Below are 24,322 nucleotides of genomic sequence, written 5' to 3' on the forward strand. Positions count from 1 at the left end.
AGGAAAATTGTAAAATTCTAATATAAATCTTCAAGACTTCTGTATTCTATGACTTCGTTTTTTATGATACTCTTTTTGAATTCAAAATGATTCAAAGGATTATCGATTAACACTAGCTTTGGAATGTCATCTAGGTTAGTGACCAAGGATAAAATAAAATCTGATTGAAACTCTTTTGCTTTCTCAAATTCTCTGGCAGTCAAACGAATCCGTCCTTTAGGTTTTCGAATACCTTTAACTTCAGCAAGGTAAGAATGTTCTTGAACATCTACTTGGAAATCATATCCATCGCCATAAAGGCGGGCATCGGTTAATTGTCCACCTTGAAATTTTTCTTCTTTATCAAAATGGAGTATAAAGTAATTTTCTGCTTCCATTCCAGTTTCTTGTAGACGTTTAAATTTAGTTCGGACTATTGGCTTTTCAATGACTGCTATGCCTGTTTTCTTCCCTTCGCTTGCAAGTAGCATTTTAACGATTTCTGCAAAATTATGAACATCTTCATTTCCAAACATCATGTCAATTAAATCTTTTCTAAAACGGTAGACCTCAGCTTTTTGCCACCAGCCTTTTCTATTGTTATCAAAATAAGGGTCGAATAAATCCATTCTATTTTTAACTACCCCAGTTGTTTCTGCGATACCCAAAGAGACTATATAACGATAAAACTCAGATTTACTAGAGCATTGAAACTCTTTTATAAATAACTTATCAAATTTGGCAAGACCATAGCCAATTAAATTTAACAATTCATAATGAGGGTGTTTGGACATAACTTTCTCCATCAATAGATATTGATTTCATTATACCAAAAAAACACGGCTTGCCACCGTGTTTCTGTGTTTATTTCACCAACTTCTTCATCTCATCAATACGTGCGACTGTCGCATCGTATTTCGCTTGGTAGTCGGCTTGTTTGTCGCGTTCTTTTTGGACGACTTCTGGTTTAGCATTGGCTACGAAGCGTTCGTTAGAGAGCTTCTTACCGACCATATCCAGTTCTTTTTGCCATTTAGCCAGTTCCTTGTCGAGACGAGCCAGTTCTTCTTCGACATTGAGGAGGTCTGCCAGTGGCAAGTAGATTTCTGCTCCTGTGATGACGCTTGACATAGCGAGTTCAGGTGCAGGGATGTTTGATGCGATTTTCAGGTGTTCTGGATTTGTGAAGCGTTTGATGTAGTTGACATTGCTATTAAAGAAGGCATCCAAGTTGCTATCGCTTGTCTTAATAAGAATCGTGATTGGCTTACTTGGTGCTACGTTTACTTCAGCACGCGCATTACGAACAGCACGGATCAAGTCTTTAAGACTTTCCACACCTGTGTGAGCCGTAAGGTCTTCAAAGGCTGGGTTGACAGTTGGATACTCTGCTGTAACGATAGAACCTTCTGAGATTTGTCCAAAGATTTCCTCTGTCACGAATGGCATGATTGGGTGAAGGAGACGAAGGATCTTGTCCAAAGTATAAATGAGAACAGAACGTGTGATGACTTTCTCTTCTTCGTTATCGCTATAAAGCACTTCCTTGGTCAACTCAACGTACCAGTCCGCAAACTCATCCCAGATGAAGTTATAGAGAATGTGCCCAGCTACACCAAACTCAAACTTGTCAAAGTTAGCAGTAGCTTTTCCGATGGTTTCATTGAGGTTGTGGAGAATCCAGCGGTCTGTAACATTTCCAGCTTCCTTGTTGGTAACTTTTTCGACATTGGCAGTAGCTTGCTCTAGGGTCAAACCTTCATTGTTCATGAGGATGTAGCGAGAGATGTTCCAGATCTTGTTAATGAAGTTCCATGAAGCATCCATTTTCTCGTAAGAGAAGCGCACGTCTTGCCCTGGTGCAGATCCGTTTGAAAGGAACCAACGAAGGGCATCGGCACCGTATTTCTCAATAACATCCATTGGGTCGATTCCGTTACCGAGAGATTTAGACATCTTGCGTCCTTGTTCGTCACGAATGAGACCGTGAATCAGAACGTTTTGGAATGGCTGACGGCCAGTGAATTCCAAGGATTGGAAGATCATACGAGACACCCAGAAGAAGATGATGTCGTAACCTGTAACCAAGGTTGAAGTTGGGAAGTAACGTTTGAAGTCTTCTGAGTCGACATCAGGCCAGCCCATAGTTGAGAATGGCCAAAGGGCAGAACTGAACCAAGTATCCAAGACGTCTTCGTCCTGAGTCCATCCGTCACCTTCAGGAGCTTCTTCACCGACGTACATTTCACCCTCAGTATTGTACCAAGCAGGGATTTGGTGACCCCACCAGAGCTGACGAGAGATTACCCAGTCGTGGACATTTTCCATCCATTGAAGGAAGGTATCGTTGAAACGAGGTGGGTAGAATTCTACCTTATCATCTGTGTCTTGGTTGGCAATAGCATTTTTGGCCAATTGGTCCATCTTGACGAACCATTGTGTAGACAAACGTGGCTCAACCACTACACCTGTACGCTCTGAGTGACCAACACTGTGGACACGTTTTTCGATTTTAACGAGGGCACCGATTTCTTCCAACTTAGCAACGACTACCTTACGAGCTTCGAAACGGTCCATGCCTGCAAATTCGAAGGCCAAGTCATTCATGGTTCCGTCGTCGTTCATAACATTGACTTGTGGCAAGTTGTGACGTTGACCAACTAAGAAGTCGTTTGGATCGTGGGCAGGAGTGATTTTCACGACACCAGTACCAAATTCAGGATCTGCGTGTTCATCTCCAACGATTGGGATGAGTTTATTAGCGATTGGAAGGACGACGTTTTTACCGATCAAGTCCTTGTAGCGTGGGTCTTCTGGATTGACCGCAACGGCAACGTCCCCAAACATAGTCTCAGGACGAGTTGTCGCCACTTCAAGAGCGCGTGAACCATCTTCCAGCATGTAGTTCATGTGGTAGAAGGCACCTTCAACGTCCTTGTGGATTACCTCGATATCAGAAAGGGCTGTGCGAGCTGCTGGGTCCCAGTTGATAATAAACTCACCACGGTAGATCCAACCTTTCTTGTATAGGTCCACAAAGACCTTACGAACGGCTTTTGACAAACCTTCGTCAAGAGTGAAACGCTCACGAGAGTAGTCTACAGAGAGCCCCATCTTGCCCCATTGTTCCTTGATGGTAGTGGCATATTCGTCTTTCCATTCCCAGACTTTCTCGAGGAATTTCTCACGACCGAGGTCATAACGCGTAATGCCCTCACCACGCAAGCGCTCCTCAACCTTAGCCTGAGTGGCAATACCTGCGTGGTCCATCCCTGGGAGCCAAAGTGTATCAAAACCTTGCATGCGTTTTTGACGGATGATGATATCCTGTAAAGTCGTATCCCAAGCGTGACCAAGGTGAAGTTTCCCAGTCACGTTTGGTGGTGGAATCACGATTGAATAAGGCTTAGCCTTTTGATCGCCTGAAGGCTTGAAAACATCCGCATCAAGCCATTTTTGATAACGACCAGCCTCAACCTCGGCTGGATTGTATTTAGGTGAAAGTTCTTTAGACATGTGTGTGTCCTTTCTAGTTATTTCTATTCTTTAGTGTTGAGCTTCCCACTCACTCTTCAGCAAGCCATATATCAGACTGTCACATCGGTTACCTTGAGCATCTTTGCGGTCTCTTATGCGAGCTTCAAGAGTGAAACTGAGTTTTTCAGCGACGCGTTGACTTTGGACATTGTATCCAAAGCAAGCCAGTTCTATCTTGTGAAGTCCTAAATCTTTAAAACCTAGATCAATCAAGGCACGCGCTGCTTCTGGAACATAGCCTCGTCCCCAATAGTCTGGGTGCAAGGTATAGCCAATCTCCAGCACATCGTCTTCGTGGCGATGGTTGAAATCAATAGAGCCGATAATCTTATCAGTCTCTTTGACCACAATCCCATAACCATCTGGGAGATTGTCCTTTTGATTGCGCTCGGGAAGGATATGCTCTAGGTAATAAATCTCATCTTCCAAGGTCTTGACGGGTGGAAAGCCAGCTGGGTAAGAAACCTCTGGACGACTCGCATAGTCAAAGATAACCTCGGCATCCGCCACGGTACGGACTCGTAAGACCAGACGCTCCGTTTCGATTTGTTCTGGCAACTCTGCTCTTGTCATCTTCCTACCTCGCTTTCTACAAAAAATCGCCCCTGTCATTAATTTGACAGGGACGAATGTGTTTATCCGCGGTACCACCCAATTTCGGGCAGAGCCCGCAACTTTAATCTTTATAGGAAACAAAAAGATTATTCTAATATTCCATTTTCATCCATTAGCAACCAGTTTTGACACATTTGTGGACTTCTCAGCTCCGCCACTTTCTGTAAAATGTGGGACTCAAAACACCTCTAATGGCTTTATTTTAACAAGTTTTTCACGGAAATGCAAGGGACAAGAAAGATTACTTGAACTTGATGCCGTTTTCTTTTAACTTCTTGATAGTAGCTGGACCGATTCCTTTCAAAGCAAGGAGTTCATTTTCTGTCCAGTTTTTGAAGTCAGCAGCAGACTTGATCCCTTCATCGTAGAAAGTTTTAGCACGGTCAAGTGGAAGTCCGCCTAGGTCAGCTGCGAAATCTTCAACAGAAGTTGTAAGCTTGTGGGCTTGCTCTTTAGTTGCTTCTACAGCTTTTTCTACTTGCTTAGAGACAGCTTTTCCAGCCTCGCTTGCTGCATGCTCTGCCTGTTTAACAACTTTCTTTGTCTCTTCGACAACCTTGTTTATAGCATTTGAGAATGCACCTGAACGACGAAGGCTGTTTCTTAATTGTTTTTTACGTTGTAGTTTCTTTGACATGGTAAAATCCTTTCAATAAAAAACCCCTGTGATTGAACAAGGATAAATCTTTATGTTTTATTGTATCAACTTTCTTTTGAAAATGCAAGGTTTGAAATGATGCTCTTATTTGTAAACTATAGTAAATACCCTCTAGAATAAGCTATGAAGATAGAAGAAAAGCGAAAAATATGGTATAATGAAACGATAGATTTTTGAATAGGAATACAAGCATGTTTGGATTTTTAAAAAAAGATAAACCAATAGAGACTCCAGTACCAACAATGGTACCGTCTCATATCGGTGTTATCATGGATGGAAATGGTCGTTGGGCTAAAAAACGAATGCAACCTAGAGTTTTTGGACATAAGGCTGGGATGGATGCTTTGAAAAAAATTGCAATTGCAGCTAGTGATATGGGAGTTAAGGCCCTGACTGTTTATGCCTTTTCGACCGAAAACTGGGCTCGTCCAGACCAAGAAGTTAAATTTATCATGAACTTGCCAGTTGAGTTTTATGACAAATATGTGCCTGAATTGCATGAGAGAAACATGAAGATTCAGATGATAGGTGAAACCAATCGCTTACCTAAAGAGACTTTTGAAGCTTTGAAAAAAGCGGAGGAATTAACGCAGTCAAATACAGGATTGATTCTTAATTTTGCCCTCAACTATGGAGGAAGAGCTGAAATTACACAGGCTCTCAAGTTGATTGCAGAGGAAGTTTCAGAAGGTAAGATAAGTTCTGCAGACATTGACGAAGAATTGATTGGAGACTATCTTTTTACAGGTCATTTACCTAAAGATTTTCGTGATCCAGATTTGATTATTCGAACTAGTGGTGAGCTTCGTTTGAGTAACTTCTTGCCTTGGCAGGCTGCCTATAGTGAGCTTTATTTCACAGATGTCTTGTGGCCGGATTTCGACGAGCAAGCTTTGAAGGAGGCTATTGCAGAGTTCAATCGTCGTAACCGTCGATTTGGAGGAGTTTAGGAGAAATTATGAAAAAGGATTTACTAAAGAGAACCATCTTTGCCGCTTTGGCTTTGGCTATCTTTATACCGCTCTTAATCTTGGGTGGCCTATGGTTACAGATTGCCATGGGATTGATTGCTATGTTAGGGGTTCATGAACTACTTCGTATGAGAGGTTTAAATACCATGACACCCGAAGGACTCTTGACCTTATTAGCGACATTTGCTCTTACTATTCCCTTGGAAAATTATTTGACCTTCTTACCAGTAGATGGGAATGTTGTTGCCTATAGCGTCTTGATTTTTATCATGTTAGGTTGCACAGTATTTAGTAAGAATTACACGATTGAAGATGCGGTCTTTCCAATTGCCATGAGTTTTTACGTCGGCTTTGGATTTAATGCCTTAGTCGATGCTCGTGTAGCAGGTCTAGATAAAGCCCTTTTGGGACTTTGTATAGTTTGGGCAACAGATAGTGGTGCCTACCTAGTAGGAATGAATTTTGGTAAGAAAAAGCTAGCTCCGAGAGTCTCTCCAAATAAAACAATTGAGGGATCATTGGGTGGAGTTGTCGCTGCTATGATAACAACAGCCATCTTTATGATGGTAGATAGTACCGTCGCCCTACCTTATGGGATTTACAAAATGACTGTTTTTGCTATCTTCTTTAGCTTGGCAGGTCAGTTGGGTGACTTGATTGAGAGTGCCATGAAACGCCACTTTGGTGTTAAGGACTCAGGAAAGTTCATCCCTGGACATGGTGGTGTATTGGACCGCTTTGACTCTATGTTAGCTATTTTCCCTATTATGCACCTATTCGGCTTATTTTAAGGAAAGGGAATCAGAAACTAAATGATTGGATTATTAACGTTTATCCTGGTTTTTGGAATTATCGTGGTGGTCCACGAGTTCGGGCATTTTTACTTTGCCAAGAAATCCGGGATTTTGGTTCGTGAGTTTGCCATTGGTATGGGACCAAAAATTTTTGCCCATATCGGGAAAGATGGTACTGCCTATACGATTCGTCTCTTGCCACTAGGTGGCTATGTCCGTATGGCAGGTTGGAGCGAGGATGCTACAGAGATTAAGACAGGAACTCCTGTTAGCTTGACTCTTGATCAAGATGGCAAGGTTAAGCGGATTAATCTCTCTGGTAAGAAAATTGATCAGACAGCTCTTCCTATGCAGGTAACTCAATTTGATTTTGAAGACAAGCTCTTTATCACAGGTTTGGTCTTGGAAGAGGAGAAGACCTTCTCAGTGGACCATGATGCGACCATTGTGGAAGCTGATGGAACGGAAGTTCGTATAGCTCCGCTGGACGTCCAATATCAAAATGCGACTGTCTGGGGTAAATTGATTACGAACTTTGCTGGACCGATGAACAACTTCATTTTGGGAGTCATTGTGTTCTGGATTTTGATTTTCATGCAAGGTGGCGTTCGTGATACGCAAACGAATAACTTCAGTATCATCCCTGATAGCGTGATTGCTAAGGCCGGTGTTGAGCATACTGCTCAGATTACCAAGGTAGGAAATTATGAGATTTCAAACTGGTCTGATTTGATTCAGGCGGTTGAGGCGGAGACAAAGGATAAGACTGCCCCTGTTTTGGATGTGACTATTTCAGAAAATGGGACTGAAAAGCAAATAACTGTGACACCGGAGGAGAATCAAGGACGCTATATTCTAGGTGTTCAGCCTAGTCTCAAGTCTGATATCTGGTCTATGTTTATGGGTGGATTTACCAGTGCTGCTGATTCAGCCTTGCGCATTCTCAATGCCTTGAAAAGTTTGATTTTCCAGCCTGATCTAAATAAACTGGGTGGCCCCGTTGCTATCTTTAAGGCAAGTAGCGATGCTGCTAAAAATGGTCTTGAGAATGTCTTATTCTTTTTGGCTATGATTTCTATCAATATCGGGATTTTCAATTTGATTCCTATCCCGGCATTAGATGGTGGTAAAATTGTGCTCAACATCATTGAAGCCATTCGCCGCAAACCACTAAAACAAGAAATTGAAACCTATGTGACTCTAGTTGGAGTTGTGATTATGGTTGTCTTGATGCTCGCCGTAACCTGGAACGACATCATGCGTACCTTCTTTTAAGAAATAGGGGAAAAATATGAAACAAAGTAAAATGCTTATTCCAACGCTTCGCGAAATGCCAAGCGATGCTCAAGTTATTAGTCACGCACTTATGTTGCGTGCTGGATATGTTCGCCAAGTATCAGCAGGAGTATACTCTTACCTGCCACTTGCCAACCGTGTTATTGAAAAAGCCAAGAATATCATGCGTCAAGAGTTTGACAAGATTGGTGCCGTTGAGATGTTGGCTCCTGCCCTTCTCAGTGCTGACCTTTGGCGTGAATCAGGACGTTATGAGACCTACGGTGAAGATTTGTACAAATTGAAGAATCGTGAAAAATCTGACTTTATCTTGGGTCCGACTCACGAAGAAACGTTCACAGCAATTGTCCGTGATTCTGTCAAGTCTTACAAGCAATTGCCTTTGAATTTGTACCAAATCCAGCCTAAGTATCGTGATGAAAAACGTCCACGTAATGGCCTTCTTCGTACGCGTGAATTTATCATGAAAGATGGTTATAGCTTCCACGCTAACTATGATAGTTTGGATCTTACTTATGATGAATACAAGACAGCTTACGAACGTATTTTCACTCGTAGTGGCTTGGACTTTAAAGCCATCATCGGTGACGGTGGAGCCATGGGTGGTAAGGATAGCCAAGAGTTTATGGCCATCACACCTGCTCGTACAGACCTGAATCGTTGGGTAGTCTTGGATAAATCTGTCGCGTCGTTTGATGAAATCCCTGCAGAAGTGCAAGAAGAAATCAAGGCAGAATTGCTTAAATGGATGGTTTCTGGTGAAGATACTATTGCCTACTCAAGTGAGTCAAGCTATGCAGCTAACTTGGAAATGGCAACTAACGCCTACAAACCAAGCAACCGTGTTGTGACTGAAGATCAAGTAGCTCGTGTGGAAACACCAGGTGTCAAATCGATTGATGAAGTTGCTGCTTTCTTGAATGTCTCTGAAGAGCAAACAATCAAGACCTTGGTTTATATCGCAGACGAGGAGCCAGTTGTTGCCCTACTCGTTGGCAATGACCAACTCAATGAAGTCAAATTGAAAAACTACCTTGGAGCAGACTTCTTAGAACCTGCAACCGAGGCGGAAGTGAAAGAATTGTTGGGAGCGGACTTTGGTTCACTTGGACCAGTCAATCTTCCAGAAAATGTCAAGATTATCGCAGACCGCAAGGTGCAAGATAGTCGTAATGCTGTTGCTGGTGCCAACCAAGATGGCTACCACTTGACTGGTGTGAATCCAGGTCGTGATTTCACTGCTGAGTATGTAGATATCCGTGAAGTGCGTGAGGGCGAAATTTCACCAGATGGAAAAGGTGTTCTCAACTTTGCGCGCGGGATTGAAATTGGTCACATTTTCAAACTGGGAACTCGCTACTCAGCAAGTATGGGAGCAGATGTCTTGGATGAAAATGGTCGTGCGATCCCAATTATCATGGGATGCTATGGTATCGGTGTTAGTCGCCTCCTTTCAGCGATTATGGAGCAACACGCTCGCCTCTTTGTTAACAAAACTCCAAAAGGCGAATATCGTTATGCTTGGGGAATCAACTTCCCTAAAGAATTGGCGCCATTTGATGTGCACTTGATTCCGGTTAATGTCAAGGATGAAGAAAGTCTTGCATTGACAGAACGTATCGAAGAAGCTTTGGTAAATAAAGGCTACGAAGTCTTGACGGATGATCGTAACGAACGTGTCGGTGTTAAATTCAGTGATAGCGACTTGATTGGTCTTCCAATCCGTATCACTGTCGGTAAAAAAGCAGCTGACGGCATCGTAGAAGTCAAGATCAAGGCGACAGGGGATACAATCGAAGTTCACGCAGATAGCTTGCTTGAAACCCTTGAAATCCTAACAAATAAATAAAATCTATAATCAGAAGAAAAACAAGACAAAAATGTAACTAGTTTTTGCCTTGTTTTTTCTTTATAATGAGGTAAAATAAACATAAAAAGAGTAAATAAAGAGGTAGTGCTATGCTAAAATTTCCAAAGGATTTTGTCTGGGGTTCCTCAACTTCTGGGCCACAGACAGAAGGGCGAGTGCCTGGTGACGGCAAGGGAGATAATCTCTGGGATTATTGGTACCAAGTAGAGCCAAATCGCTACTACAATGGGATTGGACCAGATAAGACATCGACCTTCTATGAAAATTGGGAAAAAGATATCGAACTATTGTTAGAAACAGGTCATACAGCCTTTCGGACCTCTATCCAATGGTCTCGTATTTTCCCACAGGGTCGTGGAGAGGTCAATCCTCAAGGTGTGGCTTTCTACCGTCAGGTCTTTGAAGCTATTAAGGCCAAGGGAATCCGTCTCTTAGTCAATCTTTATCATTTTGATCTGCCTTTTGCCCTTCAAGAGGATGGCGATGGTTGGGAAAACAAAGCGACCATTAAAGCCTACGAAGAATATGCGCGTTTCTGTTTTGAGAACTATGGAGACTTGGTAGACCAATGGATTACCTTCAATGAGCCTATCGTTCCTGTTGAGTTTGGCTATTTCTATGATGCCCATTATCCTCATAAGGTAGATGCCAAAGCAGCAGTTAAGGTTGCCTATCATACCCAGCTAGCCAGTACTCTTGCGGTGAAGGCTTGTCACGAAATATTGCCGGGTTCTAAGATTGGGATTGTCCTAAACTTGACACCAGCTTATCCACGTAGTCAACATCCTGCGGATGTCAAAGCTGCACGCATTGCTGATCTATTCCAGGCTCAATCTTTCCTAAATCCATCTGTCTTGGGAACTTATCCAGAAGAATTGGTGGAGATTTTAACTGAGCATGATTTGCTGCCAGATTCTTCAGCAGAGGAATTGGAACTGATTCGCCAACATACAGTAGATTTCCTTGGAGTCAACTACTACCAACCTTTGCGTGTCATGGCGCCACGTTTTGCTAAGCATCCTGACAGTCCGCTCTTGCCAGAACATTTCTATGAACCTTATGTCATGCCTGGTCGTAAAATCAATCCCCACCGCGGTTGGGAAATCTATGAGCAAGGGATCTATCATATTGCTCAAAATATCAAGGAAAACTATGGCAATATCGAGTGGATGTTGACAGAGAATGGGATGGGCGTTGAAGGTGAAGACAAATTCCGTGAGAATGGCATGATTCAGGATGATTACCGAATCGACTTTGTCAAAGGGCATCTGGCTGAACTTCATCGTGCCATCGAAGATGGCGCTAACTGTAAAGGCTACTTGATCTGGACATTTATCGATTGCTGGTCATGGCTCAACAGCTATAAAAACCGCTATGGTTTGGTCGAGCTTGACTTAGAAACACAAGAACGCCGTTTGAAAAAATCAGGCCACTGGTTCAAAGAACTCAGTGACAATAATGGATTTTAAACTACTTTTCAAATAGATTCAAAAAACTATTGAAACTTCTCAATTTGAGAACTTCCAATGGTTTTTCTTATTCTTAGAATAGTCCGCTAAAAAGTAGTAGAGCTGATAAAGCAATAAAGGCTAGGGTTGCTAGACCACGTTGGCCTGGGCTGTAAATCTTTCGTTCGCCTCGAACTGGGAAGACGATAGCCAGCAATGCACCACCGACAGCTCCACCTAGATGTCCAGCAAGGCTGATACCAGGCATTAAGACACTACCTACTAGGTTGATGACTAAGAGGGAGAGATAGGATTGACCAAGCTGTTGGAGGTAGGGATTGCGTGTAGCATACCGAAGTACGACAATAGATGCGAACATTCCGTAGAGGGCAGTTGAAGCACCTGCGGTAATGGCATCAGGGCTAAAAACTAGGACAAAGAGATTCCCCATCATACCTGATAAGAGGTAGATAAAGAAAAACTGCTTGGAGCCAAAGATTTGCTCCATCTGACGCCCCAAAAAGTAGAGGGATAGCATGTTGACTAAAAAATGCTCTAAGCCAATATGAACAAAGGTTGCTGAGAATAAACGCCATATCTGTTCAGGCATGGCTTTAATAGCAGGAGGATAAATAGCTCCAAACTGATATAAGGTTGCTGCGCTTGTGTAGTTGAAACCACTGGTTAGAAACATGAGTATGAAAACCAGGGTTGTCACAAGAAGAAAGAAGCTTGTGACTGGATAACGACGATCAAAAATCTCTTTCATACATGATTACCTCCTTAACGGGAACATCGTGTGGTTCAGGATGGAAGTCCTGAATCTGACATGGATAAAGTGTGCTAATGGAGTTGCCAGAATAATTGCTCAAATATCTGTCATAGTAGCCTCCACCATACCCAATCCGATAACCAGAAGGATTGAAAGCTAAACCAGGGACATGAATCAGGTCAATCTGAGAGGGTTCAAGGATTGTGAAGTCTCCTTGAGGTTCAAGAAGTCCAAAAGAATTCCTCTCAAGTTGTTCTGGTTTATAGACGACAAAGTCCATTTTTCCATGTGAATAAGTCTTTGGAATAACAATCTCTTTGCCATCTTTTAGAGCTTCTTCGATGAATTTAAGAGTTTGAAATTCATGGGGAAAAGACAGATAGGTAGCGATGGTTTTTGCTTCCTTGTAGAAGGGATGTAGAAGTAGTTGCTCAGTCAACCAAGCGTCCATGACTTCCTTTTCTTCGGCTGACAGAGATTTGAGTTCTTGCAAGGTCTGCTTGCGTAGGGCTTTTTTCATCGTTTACTCCACAGCTTTCTTTGCTAAAAAGCTTGATACAGCCTCGACTCCAATTGCCAGAGCTTCTTCTTTAGGACTCATCTGAGGATGGTGAAGAGCATAGGGACTATCAATTCCAAGCCAGAACATGACACCAGGAACCTTGGAGAGAAGATAACCAAAGTCTTCTCCTGTCATGGCAGGTTCGATGTCGATTAGTTCAATTCCCGCTTTTTCATCAAAGAAGGCCATCAATTCCTGGGCTATTTCAGGGTTGTTTTCGACTGGTAAATAACCTCCCTGCTTGAGTTCAACTTCTACCTCCATATCAAAAGCAGCTGCTACACTTTCTGCAATGGCTTTGATACGTTTTTGAACTAAGAGGCTCATACTATGTGTGAGAGCTCGAATGGTTCCATGCAAAAAGGCCTTATCAGTGATAACATTATTGGCAGTGCCGGCTTGAAAGACACCAAAAGTTACAACCGCTCCCTCGATAGGATTAACATTACGGCTGACGACTGATTGGACTTGAGTTACAAAATAGCTCGCAGCAACTAAGGCATCTTTGGTTTCATGAGGAAAGGCTGCGTGTCCACCTTTTCCCTTAAAATGAATCTTGACCTCGCAAGTTCCTGCAAACAAAGTGCCTGTATTGGTAGCAATCTGTCCAACTTTTAAGTCTGGTCGAACGTGAAGAGCGTAAAATTGGTCAGGCAACCAGTCTCCAAAAGCATCATCTTCATACATGAGCATACCACCTGCTTCGTTTTCCTCGGCAGGCTGGAAGAGAAAGAGAAGGTTATTTTTGGGTTGTTTTTCTAAGGCACGCTCCAAGCTTCCGAGAGCAATTGTCATGTGGAAATCATGTCCGCAGGCATGCATTCTTCCTTGGTGTTTAGAAGCAAAGGTTAATCCAGTTTCTTCAATGATGGGAAGACCGTCAATATCTGTCCGCCATCCTATAGTGCGTTCTGGCTGACTTCCTTGCAAATAAACCAAGATACCGGTTTGCCAAGTTCGAACATGGGCAAAATCCTTACCTGCAATCAAGTCTTCTATAACTTTTAAGAGGTAGGCTTGGGTTTTATATTCTTCTAACCCAATCTCAGGGATTTGGTGAAGATCTCGTCGAATCTGAATCAAATCTAACATACTTAGATCCTTTCTACTAGACAATAAAGAGGCAGGAAATTCCGCCTCTGTTCACTTTTACAAGGTACGAAGCGCATCTTCAAGCGCTGTTTTTTGTTGAGTTTGGCTATCAATTTTCTTAATAATACGGGCTGGAACTCCAGCGACAACAACATTTTCAGGAACATCTTGAATCACGATAGACCCTGCAGCAACGACAGATCCGCTACCGATTTGAACACCTTCGATAACAACTGCATTGGCTCCAATCATGACATTGTCTCCAACACGGACAGGCTCTGCACTTGCCGGTTCAATGACACCCGCAAGGACTGCGCCTGCACCAACGTGGCTATTTTTACCAACAATAGCACGTCCCCCAAGAATAGCGCCCATGTCAATCATAGTACCAGTACCGATTTCAGCACCAATATTAATGACGGCCCCCATCATGATAACAGCGTTGTCACCAATTTCAACCTGGTCACGAATGATAGCACCTGGCTCGATACGAGCATTAATAGCACGTTTATCAAGGAGAGGAACAGCAGAGTTACGGGCATCTTGCTCGACAACATAGTCTTTGTTTTCAGTTAAATTTTCGAGGAGGGGAGCGATGTCTTTCCAGTCTCCGAAGAGGACATTTCCAAGTTTAACAACTGAAGCAGGAATAACTCCAGTCAATGGACCTTCAAAAGTTACCTTAACACTTGTCTTTTTCTCAGCATTTGCGATAAATTGGATAATTTCTTGTGCATTCATTTTTGTAGCGGTCATGGGGCCTCTCCTCACTCTTTGTAATGCTTACTATTCTACCAAAAAAGACTTCAAAATAGAAGTCTAAACTATTAAAAGGAGGAAGATTCATTTCCTTCTTTCGCTTTTTCAACAGATAGAAAAATCATAGGAATAATAATTAAAATCATGGATATCACTAAAAAACTATCCAAAACAAGGCCTAGAAATAGGACGCTGAGAATTGCAGATGACAAGGGTTCACTGGCGCTGACAACAGAGACTACTAGCGGAGAAACCATTGATACAGCTTTCATAGATAGGAAAAAGGCAAAGGCAGTTCCTAAAAATGCAATCGTTAAACAGATAGCGATACTAATCCAATCAAGTTGAAAGCTTATTTGATAGACAGGATAGAGAAAATTACTAAAAGTACCAGCAACAATCATTCCCCAACCGACAGTCGGAACAAATCCATATTCTTTGGCAAATTTTTGTGGCAAAATCACATTAAACATGACTCCTAGAGCACTGAGTAGCCCGGTGACTAAGGCTAAGGGTGTGATTGATAAAGTTGACAAGTCCCCTTTTGTCGTCATCAAGAAGACTCCGACCATGGCAATTAAAACATATAGGATTGCATTCCTAGAAGCCTTCTTTTTATGGATAATCCAATCATAAACTAAGATAAAAATAGGACTAATGAATTGGAGGATAGTAGCAGTCGTTGCATTTGAGTATTCGACGCAGAGATAAAAGAAAAACTGAACAGAGAAAATTCCCAATATAGCATAAGCAAGAAAAGAAAGATAATTCTTTTTTTTACGCCAAATATCGAATAAGTGAAATTTAAGCTTGTAAAATGCCAAAATGAGTACAGAGCTACCAGCTATTAGAAGCCTCATAGAAGTAATCCAGCCTGAAGAAACCTGATAATGTGTAAAAAAGTATTCCCCTAAAATACCACATATTCCCCAAATTAAGCCAGATAAGAGAGAATAGATGGTTCCCTTAAAGATATTCTTTTGATATTTATTCATGAAGCTATTGTACCATGAATAAGAAAAAGAAAAAAGAGAGCGAGAATTATCATTTCTCGCTCTCCTATCGGTAAGAAACTTAGCGTTGTTAGTTATTTCTGTTATTACTATTATTATTGTTCCTATTGTTATTACCGTTATTGTTGTTACTTCTATTATCGTTATTATTGCTGTTTCTGTTATTATCGTTGTTTCTGTTATTATCGTTATTATCGTTATTATTGCTGTTATTGTTATTGTTATTGTTACCGTTATTGTTGTTATTATTTTTATCTTTATTATTTTGTTCAATTAGATTTCCAATAATAACGTTCCAAGCATGTCGATAGTCAGCATCAGTACCACCAATTGCAAAGCGGAAGGTCGTAGTTGGAGCTCCAGCTTTATTGGCCCAGTAACTTGTAACAGTTTCCCCACCGACTTCATAATCTTTTCCGTTGAGGTTAACTCGTCCAGGTTTTTGACCAGTTGATCTAAGAACTTGGGAAGAGGTTACACTAGGATCAAGGCTAAACCTCTCGGTTCCCCAAGCTGATGGGGAAGCTTGCTGGATAGCATTTACTAGGTAGGCCATATATTTAGAGTTACGGTAATATCCTGCTAAATTTTCTAATGATCGATTATCGTCGTGCCCCATCCAGCCTCCTAGAGTTAGTCTTGGAGTAGAAAGCATCAACCACATGTCACCATTTTCATTAGTTGTACCAGTTTTCCCAATCCAGTCAGCACTTGCTAAACTTGGGTTAATAGCTGCAAGGTTGTTTGCAAATGTTGTTGTGGCACGTGATGAAATAACATCTCGCAACAAACTTTGCATGATAGTTGCAGTTGCTTTAGAGTATACCTGAACAGGCTCGTCTTTATGCTCATAAATGACATCGCCATTGGCTTTTTCGATTTTTGAAATCATATGCTTCTTATGGTAAACTCCATTATTAGCAATTGTTTGGTAACCATTTGTATGTTGAGCTACAGTAACATCAATTCCTCCCCCCATAGGAAGACTTTCGATATCATACTCTGGGATATCATAGCCCATCTTTTCCATATAGGAACGAACATCAACCCCTTTTTCTCGAAGCATACGGTAAGTCCAGTAGGCTGGGATATTCCAAGAGTAATTGAGAGCTTCTCTCAGACTCATCATACCTGTACCAGGACTATTGACATACATGATTGGATTTCCATTAGCAAATTTGGTTGGATAGTTGGACAAAACGCTAGCACTACCCATTAATCCTTGGTCAATGGCAATACTGTAAGCCAAAATCGGTTTCGTAGTCGAAGCAGGAGAACGCTTAGTATCAAAGGCATGGTTATTTTGGTTACTTTGATAATCTCGACCGCCTACAAATCCCAGAATAGCACCAGTTTGGTTATCCATTAAGACATTTCCAACTTCTGGTTGTCCTGTACTATCATTTAGTACGTAACCATAATCTGCAACTGCTTTTTGCATAGCTGCATGGATATTCTTATCAATAGTTGTAGTGATAAGATAGCCACCATTCTTAATTTCTTTTTCTGCTAATTCACGGTAGGATTTTTGAATGGATTCATTTTGTAGTTCTTGCGTAGATACATTATCTTTTTGAACTAGATAATCATACATGAGGTTAGTGGCCTCATTAAGTGAAGCAAAGTAGAGGAAGCCTTTTGAAGCGACATCCACATTTTCTGCAGGCAAGAAATCCTGTTTGATATCATAGTCTCTATAGGATTCGTAGTCTTCCTTGCTTAGAAGACCAGTTCTATACATATTGTAGAGGACATCTTTAGAACGTTTAACACCTATAGCCATATCTTCCTCGCTCTTTTGTTCACCAGTAGATTCATATGGAGAGTAAACGATAGGGCTTTGAGGTAATCCGGCAATGAAAGCGGCTTGGGGAACACTAAGTTGGCTAGCATCAACTCCAAAGATACCCATTGCTGCTTGTTGAGCTCCTGCGATGTTTTGCCCCTTATTATTACGACCAAAAGGTGCCACGTTAAGATAAGTTGTTAAGATTTCATCCTTGCTCATAGCACGTTCGAGTGCTAAAGCATTAACGATTTCATTAGCTTTACGGGCTAAAGTAGGAGCGTCTCCAACAACTTGCTGTTTGATAAGCTGTTGGGTTAGAGTAGATCCACCACTTGATGATCCAAGCCCGATAAAGTTACCTAGACTAGCACGAATGATAGCCTTTGGAACAACTCCATTATGTTCAGTGAAATGTTCATCCTCTGTAGCAATAACTGCATTTTTAAGGTTGTCGGAAATACCTTCTGATGTAACTGATGTTCTTAGGAGGTCACTTTCGATAGAAGCAATCAAGGAACCATCTGCATAGTGAATTTCAGATATGGATGAAATATTATTAACTTGTTTGATCAAATCTTCCGTCTGAGGGACGCTAACTTTATCAAAAAGCGAAACGGCATAACCAAAAACAATACCTGTACCTAAAAGGCCACCAATAAAAGCTATAATGAATAAGGTATTGAAGGTAGCTTTTATCCCAAATAAAATTTTAGACAAAATAGTCCAGATATTGGAACTAGTATTGGAGTTTTCATTTGAGGCTTGGTTAGAATCCTTCGCTTGAATTTTATCAGTAATTTTTGATTTTAGAGACTGGAGTAAGGCCAGTCCTTTTTCTTTGAATTCAATTAATTTATTCTTCATTTCTTTCCTCACTCTTTTTATTATACCATAAAAGCTTTTATTGCAAGAAATTAGGCTTATAATAGGACTATATAGCAGTTTGTATCTAAGATTTCAAAAAAGTCAGATTCTATTAGAATCTGACTTTTCACATAACTTACTTTTCTCCTGACAGTTCTTTTCCGAGATCAATCAAGTAGTCTTTCAAGTGGTCTTTAACTTGTGGATGTTTCAGTGCGTATTCAATTGAAGTCTTCATAAATCCAAATTTATCACCGACATCATAACGTGCCCCAGTAAATTCACGTGCAAACACTCTCTGGGTTTTATTGAGTGTATCGATTGCATCTGTTAATTGAATTTCATTTCCTGCACCTGGTTTTTGAGTTTCTAAGATATTAAAAATCTCAGGTGTTAGGAGGTAACGACCGATGATTGCTAGATCGCTTGGAGCATCTTCGGGTGCTGGTTTTTCAACAAAGGTTTCTACACTGTATAGGCCATCGATGCCTTCTCCTTGTGGAGCAATCACTCCGTAGGAGGAAACTTCTTCGTGTGGTACAGGCATAACAGCAATAGTAGATGCATGAGTTTTCTCATAATCATTCATGAGCTGTTTAGTCAATGGGATAGCCTTGTCATCGTTGATATCCATGAGATCGTCTCCAAGCATAACAACAAAAGGTTCATTCCCAACAAATGCTTTAGCTTGTAAGACGGCATCTCCAAGACCACGTGGATGCGTTTGACGAATGAAGTGTAGACGCATACCAGTTGTTTCGTCTACTAGTTTCAAGAGATCATTTTTCCCTTTTTCTTTGAGGTTATATTCTAGTTCAAAGTTTGAGTCGAAATGGTCTTCAATAGAGCGTTTCGATTTACCAGTGACAACGAGAATGTCTTCGATACCAGACTTAAGGGCTTCTTCAACGATAAATTGAATTGTTGGCTTATCTACGATTGGCAACATTTCTTTTGCCAATGCTTTGGTTGCAGGAAGGAAGCGAGTTCCAAGTCCTGCAGCAGGAATGACTGCTTTTCTGACTTTCTGTGTCATATATTTCCTTTCTAACAATGGCTTAAGACCACTCGTTTTCCGCTTTAAATTCATTACTCATGAGTTCAGCTACAGCTTCTTTGATATCGACATTTTCATAAATAACTTTATAGATTGCTTGAGTGATTGGCATATAGACATCAAGTTCTTTTGCCAATTCAAAAGCTGCCTTGGTTGTTGAAATACCTTCGATAACCATTCCCATATTAGCTTCGATATCCGCTAAAGCTTCGCCCCGACCGAGGGCATCTCCTGCTCGCCAGTTGCGTGAATGGACAGATGTTCCTGTAACAATCAAATCCCCAACTCCTGAGAGACCGCTATAGGTAAGTGGATTTGCTCCAAGTTGAACACCTAGACGTGTAATTTCTGCAAGACCGCGCGTGATAATCGCAGCTTTTGCGTTATCTCCAAAACCAAGACCGTGAAGAGCCCCTGCCCCAACAGCGATGATATTTTTTAGGGCTCCAGCTGTTTCAACTCCAATAACATCCGTATTTGTATATAGACGGAAGTAGTTGTTGCTAAAGAGAGATTGAACATACTGTGCTGTCTGGAGATCTTTTGAAGCTGCCGTAATCAGGGTAATGTCACGGACAATGGTTTCCTCAGCATGGCTAGGTCCAGAGACGACGACAATATCACTTCTTAATTCAGCAGGAATTTCTTCTTCCAAAACAGTAGAGAGACGTTTGTGGCTATCTGGTTCAAGCCCTTTGGAGGCATGCATAACAACCACTTTATGATTGAGAACTGCAGCGACTTGCTGAGCTACCAATCTGGTTACCTTAGTTGGCACCACAAACAAGATAGCATCAACACCAGTCAAAGTTTCTGCCAAATCGTGATAGGCAACAATTTTTTCGTCTAATATAGCTTCCTTAAAATAACGTTTGTTAGTATGTTGTGTATTGATTTCATCAATTTGATCAGGAATATTTCCCCAGATACGCACTTGGTGTCCGTTGTCATTGAGGACTTGTGACAAGGCAGTACCCCAAGAACCAGGACCTAAAACAGCGATGGTTTGTTTTTTCATATTTTCCTCCTTTGAGAAAGCACTTTCCTATATTTTACCATAAAAAAACCCATGATGCACCTATATAACAGACTAAGTTCTTTTTGAAAATTTGATAGGAATATTTGTCGTCATAGATTTAATAAGAGAATTGATAAAAGCAATGATTTTAAGACTTTCATCATCAAATTAAAGAAAAGAAGAGCCTAATTTCTCTCAAAAATGGTATAATAAGAACATCACGAAAATTGGAGAGATACCATGAGTTTTTACAATCATAAAGAAATCGAGTCTAAGTGGCAAAAACACTGGGCTGACTATCACACTTTTAAGACAGGAACAGATGCCTCAAAACCTAAGTTTTATGCATTGGACATGTTCCCTTATCCATCTGGAGCAGGTCTTCACGTAGGACACCCAGAAGGTTATACAGCGACAGATATCCTCAGTCGTTACAAACGTGCCCAAGGCTACAATGTCCTTCACCCAATGGGATGGGATGCTTTTGGTTTGCCTGCAGAGCAATACGCTATGGATACGGGGAATGACCCAGCAGAATTCACCGCTGAAAACATTGCCAACTTCAAACGCCAAATTAATGCGCTTGGATTCTCTTACGACTGGGATCGTGAAGTCAACACAACAGATCCAAACTATTACAAGTGGACGCAATGGATCTTCACCAAGCTTTACGAAAAAGGCTTGGCCTATGAAGCGGAAGTGCCAGTAAACTGGGTGGAAGAATTAGGAACAGCCATTGCCAACGAAGAAGTTCTTCCAGATGGAACATCTGAGCGTGGTGGCTATCCAGTTGTCCGCAAACCAATGCGACAATGGATGCTTAAAATTACTGCCTATGCGGAGCGCTTGCTCAATGACTTGGATGACCTGGACTGGCCAGAGTCTATCAAGGACATGCAACGCAACTGGATTGGTAAATCAACTGGTGCCAATGTCACTTTCAAAGTGAAAGGAACAGACAAGGAATTCACCGTCTTTACGACACGTCCAGATACTCTTTTCGGGGCGACCTTCACTGTTTTGGCGCCTGAGCATGAGCTAGTAGATGCCATCACAAGTCCAGAACAATCAGAGGCTGTTGCTGAATACAAACACCAAGCCAGCCTCAAATCAGACTTGGCTCGTACAGACCTTGCCAAGGAAAAAACAGGGGTTTGGACTGGTGCTTATGCTATTAACCCTGTCAATGGTAAAGAAATTCCAATCTGGATTGCGGACTATGTTCTTGCTAGTTACGGAACAGGTGCCGTTATGGCCGTACCTGCCCATGACCAACGTGACTGGGAATTTGCCAAACAATTTGACCTTCCAATCGTAGAAGTTCTTGAAGGTGGAAACGTTGAAGAGGCTGCTTACACAGAAGACGGTCTTCACGTCAACTCTGATTTCCTAGATGGACTGAACAAAGAAGAAGCGATTGCTAAAATTGTAGCTTGGTTGGAAGAAAAAGGTTGTGGTCAAGAGAAGGTTACCTACCGTCTCCGCGACTGGCTCTTTAGTCGTCAACGATACTGGGGTGAACCAATCCCAATCATTCATTGGGAAGATGGAACTTCGACAGCCGTTCCAGAAAGTGACTTGCCACTTGTCTTGCCAGTCACCAAAGACATCCGCCCTTCAGGTACTGGTGAAAGCCCACTAGCTAACTTAACAGACTGGCTAGAAGTGACTCGTGAAGATGGGGTCAAAGGTCGTCGTGAAACCAACACTATGCCACAATGGGCTGGTTCAAGCTGGTACTACCTCCGTTATATCGATCCACATAACACTGAGAAATTGGCCGATGAGGACCTCCTTAAACAATGGTTGCCAGTCGATATCTACGTGGGTGGTGCAGAGCATGCCGTGCTTCACTTGCTTTACGCTCGTTTCTGGCATAAATTCCTCTATGATATCGGTGTTGTTCCAACTAAAGAACCGTTCCAAAAACTCTTTAACCAGGGAATGATCTTGGGAACTAGCTACCGTGACCATCGCGGTGCTCTTGTAGCAACTGACAAGGTTGAAAAACGTGACGGTTCCTTCTTCCACGTGGAAACAGGAGAAGAATTGGAGCAAGCACCAGCTAAGATGTCTAAATCCCTCAAGAACGTGGTGAACCCAGACGATGTGGTGGAACAATACGGTGCTGATACCCTTCGTGTCTATGAAATGTTTATGGGACCACTCGATGCTTCTATCGCTTGGTCAGAAGAAGGTCTGGAAGGAAGCCGTAAGTTCCTTGACCGTGTGTACCGTTTGATTACAAGTAAAGAAATCGTTGCGGAAAACAATGGTGCTCTAGACAAGGTTTATAACGAAACCGTTAAAGCTGTCACAGAGCAAATCGAGTCCATGAAATTCAACACAGCCATTGCCCAACTTATGGTCTTTGTCAATGCGGCGAACAAGGAAGACAAACTTTATGTGGATTACGCCAAAGGCTTTATCCAATTGATTGCCCCATTTGCGCCTCACTTGGCAGAAGAACTCTGGCAAACAGTGGCAGCAACAGGCGAGTCTATCTCTTATGTAGCTTGGCCAACATGGGACGAAAGCAAATTGGTTGAAGATGAAATTGAAATCGTCGTCCAAATCAAAGGAAAAGTCCGCGCCAAACTCATGGTCGCTAAAGACCTGTCACGCGAGGAATTGCAAGAAGTTGCTCTCTCTGACGAAAAAGTCAAAGCAGAGATCGAAGGTAAAGAAATCGTGAAAGTAATTAGTGTACCTAATAAGCTTGTAAATATCGTAACGAAATAAATTTAAAAGTCCTTCAGAGTAGAATCTGGAGGATTTTTTGTAGATTACCTGTGAGATGTGATATACTATTCACATCTTTAAACTTATAAGTGGGAGACAAGGAGAAAGTTATGCCAGTAAATGAATACGGTCAGATGATTGGTGAACCTGTAGATGATACACTTGGAGTTTTGCCTTCACTTATACGGATAGAAGGGCGATATACGATTATAGAAGCTCTATCGGTGGAAAAGCATGCAGAGGATTTATTAGCTGTCTATGGCCCAGATAGTCCTCGTGAGATGTGGACCTACCTTTTTCAACCACCTGTGGCTAATCTAGAAGAGTTAATGGTAGCTTTAAAGCAGATGATTGAGCAAAAGGATCACTTTTACTACGCGATTATCGATAAAGCGACTGGTAAAGCACTGGGTACTTTTTCGCTCATGCGTATTGACCAAACCAATCGCACCATTGAAGTTGGCGCGGTGACTTTTTCTCCGGCTCTCAAACAGACCAGGATGGGAACAGAAGCTCACTATTTGCTAGCCCGTTATGTCTTTGAAGAACTCAACTATCGACGCTATGAGTGGAAGTGCGACGCCCTCAATCTTCCATCTAGAAAAGCAGCAGAACGTTTGGGCTTTGTCTATGAAGGCACCTTCCGCCAAGCTGTTATCTATAAAGGTCGCACCAGAGATACGGATTGGTTGTCCATGATCGATAAGGACTGGCCACAAGTCAAAGCTCGTTTGGAAGCATGGTTGCATCCTAAAAACTTTGATAAAAATGGGCAGCAGATAAAATCGCTTAGGCAATATTAGAAAGGTTCTACTATGATAAAATTTACAAAAGAATCCTCTGTTTCAATTGATGACGTTTTACATCTCTATCAGGCAGTTGGTTGGACAAACTATACCAATCAGCCACAGATGTTGGAGCAGGCCTTGTCTCATTCGCTAACGACTTATCTTGCACGTGATGGTGAGGAAATCGTTGGTTTAGTGCGTCTGGTTGGAGATGGTTTTTCATCCGTTTTTGTCCAGGATTTGATTGTTTTGCCTAGCTATCAGCGCCAAGGAATTGGTAGTAGCTTGATGAAAGAAGCCTTAGCTGACTATAAGGATGCCTACCAAATACAACTAGCGACTGAACAGACAGAAAAAAACTTGGGTTTTTACTGTTCTCTGGGGTTTGAAACCTTATCTATTTATGATTGTACAGGAATGATTTGGGTAGATCGAAAAAAATTTAAATAATTCTTTTATCTTAAGTTAACTTTAAGTTTACTCATGTATCATGTAATCATTAAGTAAAGACCTCCTAACTTTATTTAATAGAAATCCTAAACTTTTCTTTTTCATAATAATCTCCCTAAAGAAGCCACCAAATCAGGTGGCTTTTTTTATGTTCAAATGCAGAAGTTTTAAGGTAGAATTGACCACATAATCATCCATTTCGACCACATAGCACCAAACTATATTTTTTCTTTTTCCTTTTTGTTAAA

The 24,322-nt window shown here is 41.6% G+C and carries 20 protein-coding genes; 8 read left to right on the forward strand and 12 right to left on the reverse strand.

Annotated elements, in window-relative coordinates; translation table 11 throughout:
- Positions 1-17 precede the first annotated feature (17 nt).
- The 4 genes from BQ2679_RS01710 to BQ2679_RS01725 form a co-directional block, all read right to left on the reverse strand.
- Complete coding sequence (locus tag BQ2679_RS01710; protein ID WP_075565555.1) at positions 18-773, reverse strand: protein NO VEIN domain-containing protein; 756 nt, start codon at positions 771-773, stop codon at positions 18-20.
- Positions 774-843: 70 nt separating this feature from the next.
- Entirely contained in the window at positions 844-3,495 is a 2,652-nt protein-coding gene (locus BQ2679_RS01715; protein ID WP_075565557.1) for a valine--tRNA ligase, read from the reverse strand.
- A gap of 30 nt (positions 3,496-3,525) precedes the next feature.
- Complete coding sequence (locus tag BQ2679_RS01720; protein WP_075565559.1) at positions 3,526-4,089, reverse strand: GNAT family N-acetyltransferase; 564 nt, start codon at positions 4,087-4,089, stop codon at positions 3,526-3,528.
- A gap of 283 nt (positions 4,090-4,372) precedes the next feature.
- Positions 4,373-4,768: a helix-hairpin-helix domain-containing protein gene (locus tag BQ2679_RS01725; RefSeq protein ID WP_075565566.1), complete on the reverse strand. Its 396-nt coding sequence runs from the start codon at positions 4,766-4,768 to the stop codon at positions 4,373-4,375.
- Positions 4,769-4,980: 212 nt separating this feature from the next.
- Here BQ2679_RS01725 and BQ2679_RS01730 point away from each other — a divergent pair, with 212 nt between their 5' ends.
- The 5 genes from BQ2679_RS01730 (at position 4,981) to BQ2679_RS01750 (ending at position 11,189) form a co-directional block, all read left to right on the forward strand.
- Complete coding sequence (locus BQ2679_RS01730; RefSeq protein ID WP_075565568.1) at positions 4,981-5,739, forward strand: undecaprenyl pyrophosphate synthase; 759 nt, start codon at positions 4,981-4,983, stop codon at positions 5,737-5,739.
- An 8-nt stretch (positions 5,740-5,747) separates the two neighbouring features.
- On the forward strand, positions 5,748-6,551 hold the full coding sequence (locus tag BQ2679_RS01735) for a phosphatidate cytidylyltransferase (RefSeq protein WP_075565570.1): 804 nt from the start codon (positions 5,748-5,750) through the stop codon (positions 6,549-6,551).
- Between the two features lie 21 nt (positions 6,552-6,572).
- Complete coding sequence (gene rseP, locus BQ2679_RS01740; RefSeq protein WP_075565572.1) at positions 6,573-7,829, forward strand: RIP metalloprotease RseP; 1,257 nt, start codon at positions 6,573-6,575, stop codon at positions 7,827-7,829.
- A 16-nt stretch (positions 7,830-7,845) separates the two neighbouring features.
- Entirely contained in the window at positions 7,846-9,699 is a 1,854-nt protein-coding gene (locus BQ2679_RS01745; RefSeq protein ID WP_075565574.1) for a proline--tRNA ligase, read from the forward strand.
- Positions 9,700-9,809: 110 nt separating this feature from the next.
- Positions 9,810-11,189 (forward strand): glycoside hydrolase family 1 protein, encoded by a 1,380-nt coding sequence (locus BQ2679_RS01750; protein WP_075565576.1) that lies wholly within the window; start codon positions 9,810-9,812, stop codon positions 11,187-11,189.
- 73 nt (positions 11,190-11,262) lie between these two features.
- Here the strand turns inward: BQ2679_RS01750 and BQ2679_RS01755 are convergent, their stop codons facing one another.
- The 8 genes from BQ2679_RS01755 to BQ2679_RS01790 all read right to left on the reverse strand — a co-directional run bounded on the left by BQ2679_RS01755 (position 11,263) and on the right by BQ2679_RS01790 (position 20,094).
- Positions 11,263-11,937 carry a rhomboid family intramembrane serine protease gene (locus BQ2679_RS01755; protein WP_075565578.1) on the reverse strand — a complete coding sequence of 225 codons (675 nt, stop codon included), beginning with the start codon at positions 11,935-11,937 and terminating at the stop codon, positions 11,263-11,265.
- Positions 11,921-12,460, reverse strand: a complete 540-nt coding sequence (locus BQ2679_RS01760) for a 5-formyltetrahydrofolate cyclo-ligase (RefSeq protein ID WP_075565580.1) — start codon at positions 12,458-12,460, stop codon at positions 11,921-11,923. The genes BQ2679_RS01755 and BQ2679_RS01760 overlap by 17 nt, the downstream gene beginning before the upstream one ends.
- 3 nt (positions 12,461-12,463) lie before the next feature.
- Positions 12,464-13,594: an N-acetyldiaminopimelate deacetylase gene (locus BQ2679_RS01765; RefSeq protein WP_075565583.1), complete on the reverse strand. Its 1,131-nt coding sequence runs from the start codon at positions 13,592-13,594 to the stop codon at positions 12,464-12,466.
- 57 nt (positions 13,595-13,651) lie between these two features.
- Entirely contained in the window at positions 13,652-14,350 is a 699-nt protein-coding gene (gene dapD, locus BQ2679_RS01770; protein ID WP_075565585.1) for a 2,3,4,5-tetrahydropyridine-2,6-dicarboxylate N-acetyltransferase, read from the reverse strand.
- A gap of 71 nt (positions 14,351-14,421) precedes the next feature.
- Positions 14,422-15,348: a DMT family transporter gene (locus tag BQ2679_RS01775; RefSeq protein ID WP_075565587.1), complete on the reverse strand. Its 927-nt coding sequence runs from the start codon at positions 15,346-15,348 to the stop codon at positions 14,422-14,424.
- Between the two features lie 88 nt (positions 15,349-15,436).
- Complete coding sequence (gene pbp1b / locus BQ2679_RS01780) at positions 15,437-18,019, reverse strand: penicillin-binding protein PBP1B (protein WP_075565588.1); 2,583 nt, start codon at positions 18,017-18,019, stop codon at positions 15,437-15,439.
- A gap of 136 nt (positions 18,020-18,155) precedes the next feature.
- Positions 18,156-19,055 (reverse strand): UTP--glucose-1-phosphate uridylyltransferase GalU, encoded by a 900-nt coding sequence (gene galU / locus BQ2679_RS01785; RefSeq protein WP_075565590.1) that lies wholly within the window; start codon positions 19,053-19,055, stop codon positions 18,156-18,158.
- Between the two features lie 22 nt (positions 19,056-19,077).
- A complete protein-coding gene (locus BQ2679_RS01790) occupies positions 19,078-20,094 on the reverse strand; it encodes an NAD(P)H-dependent glycerol-3-phosphate dehydrogenase (protein WP_075565592.1) in 1,017 nt (338 codons plus the stop codon).
- Between the two features lie 240 nt (positions 20,095-20,334).
- On the opposite strand from BQ2679_RS01790, the gene leuS reads away from it, so the two are divergent.
- The 3 genes from leuS (at position 20,335) to BQ2679_RS01805 (ending at position 24,074) form a co-directional block, all read left to right on the forward strand.
- Positions 20,335-22,836, forward strand: coding sequence for a leucine--tRNA ligase (gene leuS, locus BQ2679_RS01795; RefSeq protein WP_075565594.1), 2,502 nt, complete (start codon positions 20,335-20,337; stop codon positions 22,834-22,836).
- A gap of 110 nt (positions 22,837-22,946) precedes the next feature.
- Positions 22,947-23,639 carry a GNAT family N-acetyltransferase gene (locus tag BQ2679_RS01800; RefSeq protein ID WP_075565596.1) on the forward strand — a complete coding sequence of 231 codons (693 nt, stop codon included), beginning with the start codon at positions 22,947-22,949 and terminating at the stop codon, positions 23,637-23,639.
- Positions 23,640-23,651: 12 nt separating this feature from the next.
- Entirely contained in the window at positions 23,652-24,074 is a 423-nt protein-coding gene (locus BQ2679_RS01805; RefSeq protein WP_075565597.1) for a GNAT family N-acetyltransferase, read from the forward strand.
- The last annotated feature ends 248 nt before the right edge of the window (positions 24,075-24,322 follow it).

Source organism: Streptococcus timonensis (assembly GCF_900095845.1).
Lineage (GTDB): Bacteria > Bacillota > Bacilli > Lactobacillales > Streptococcaceae > Streptococcus > Streptococcus timonensis.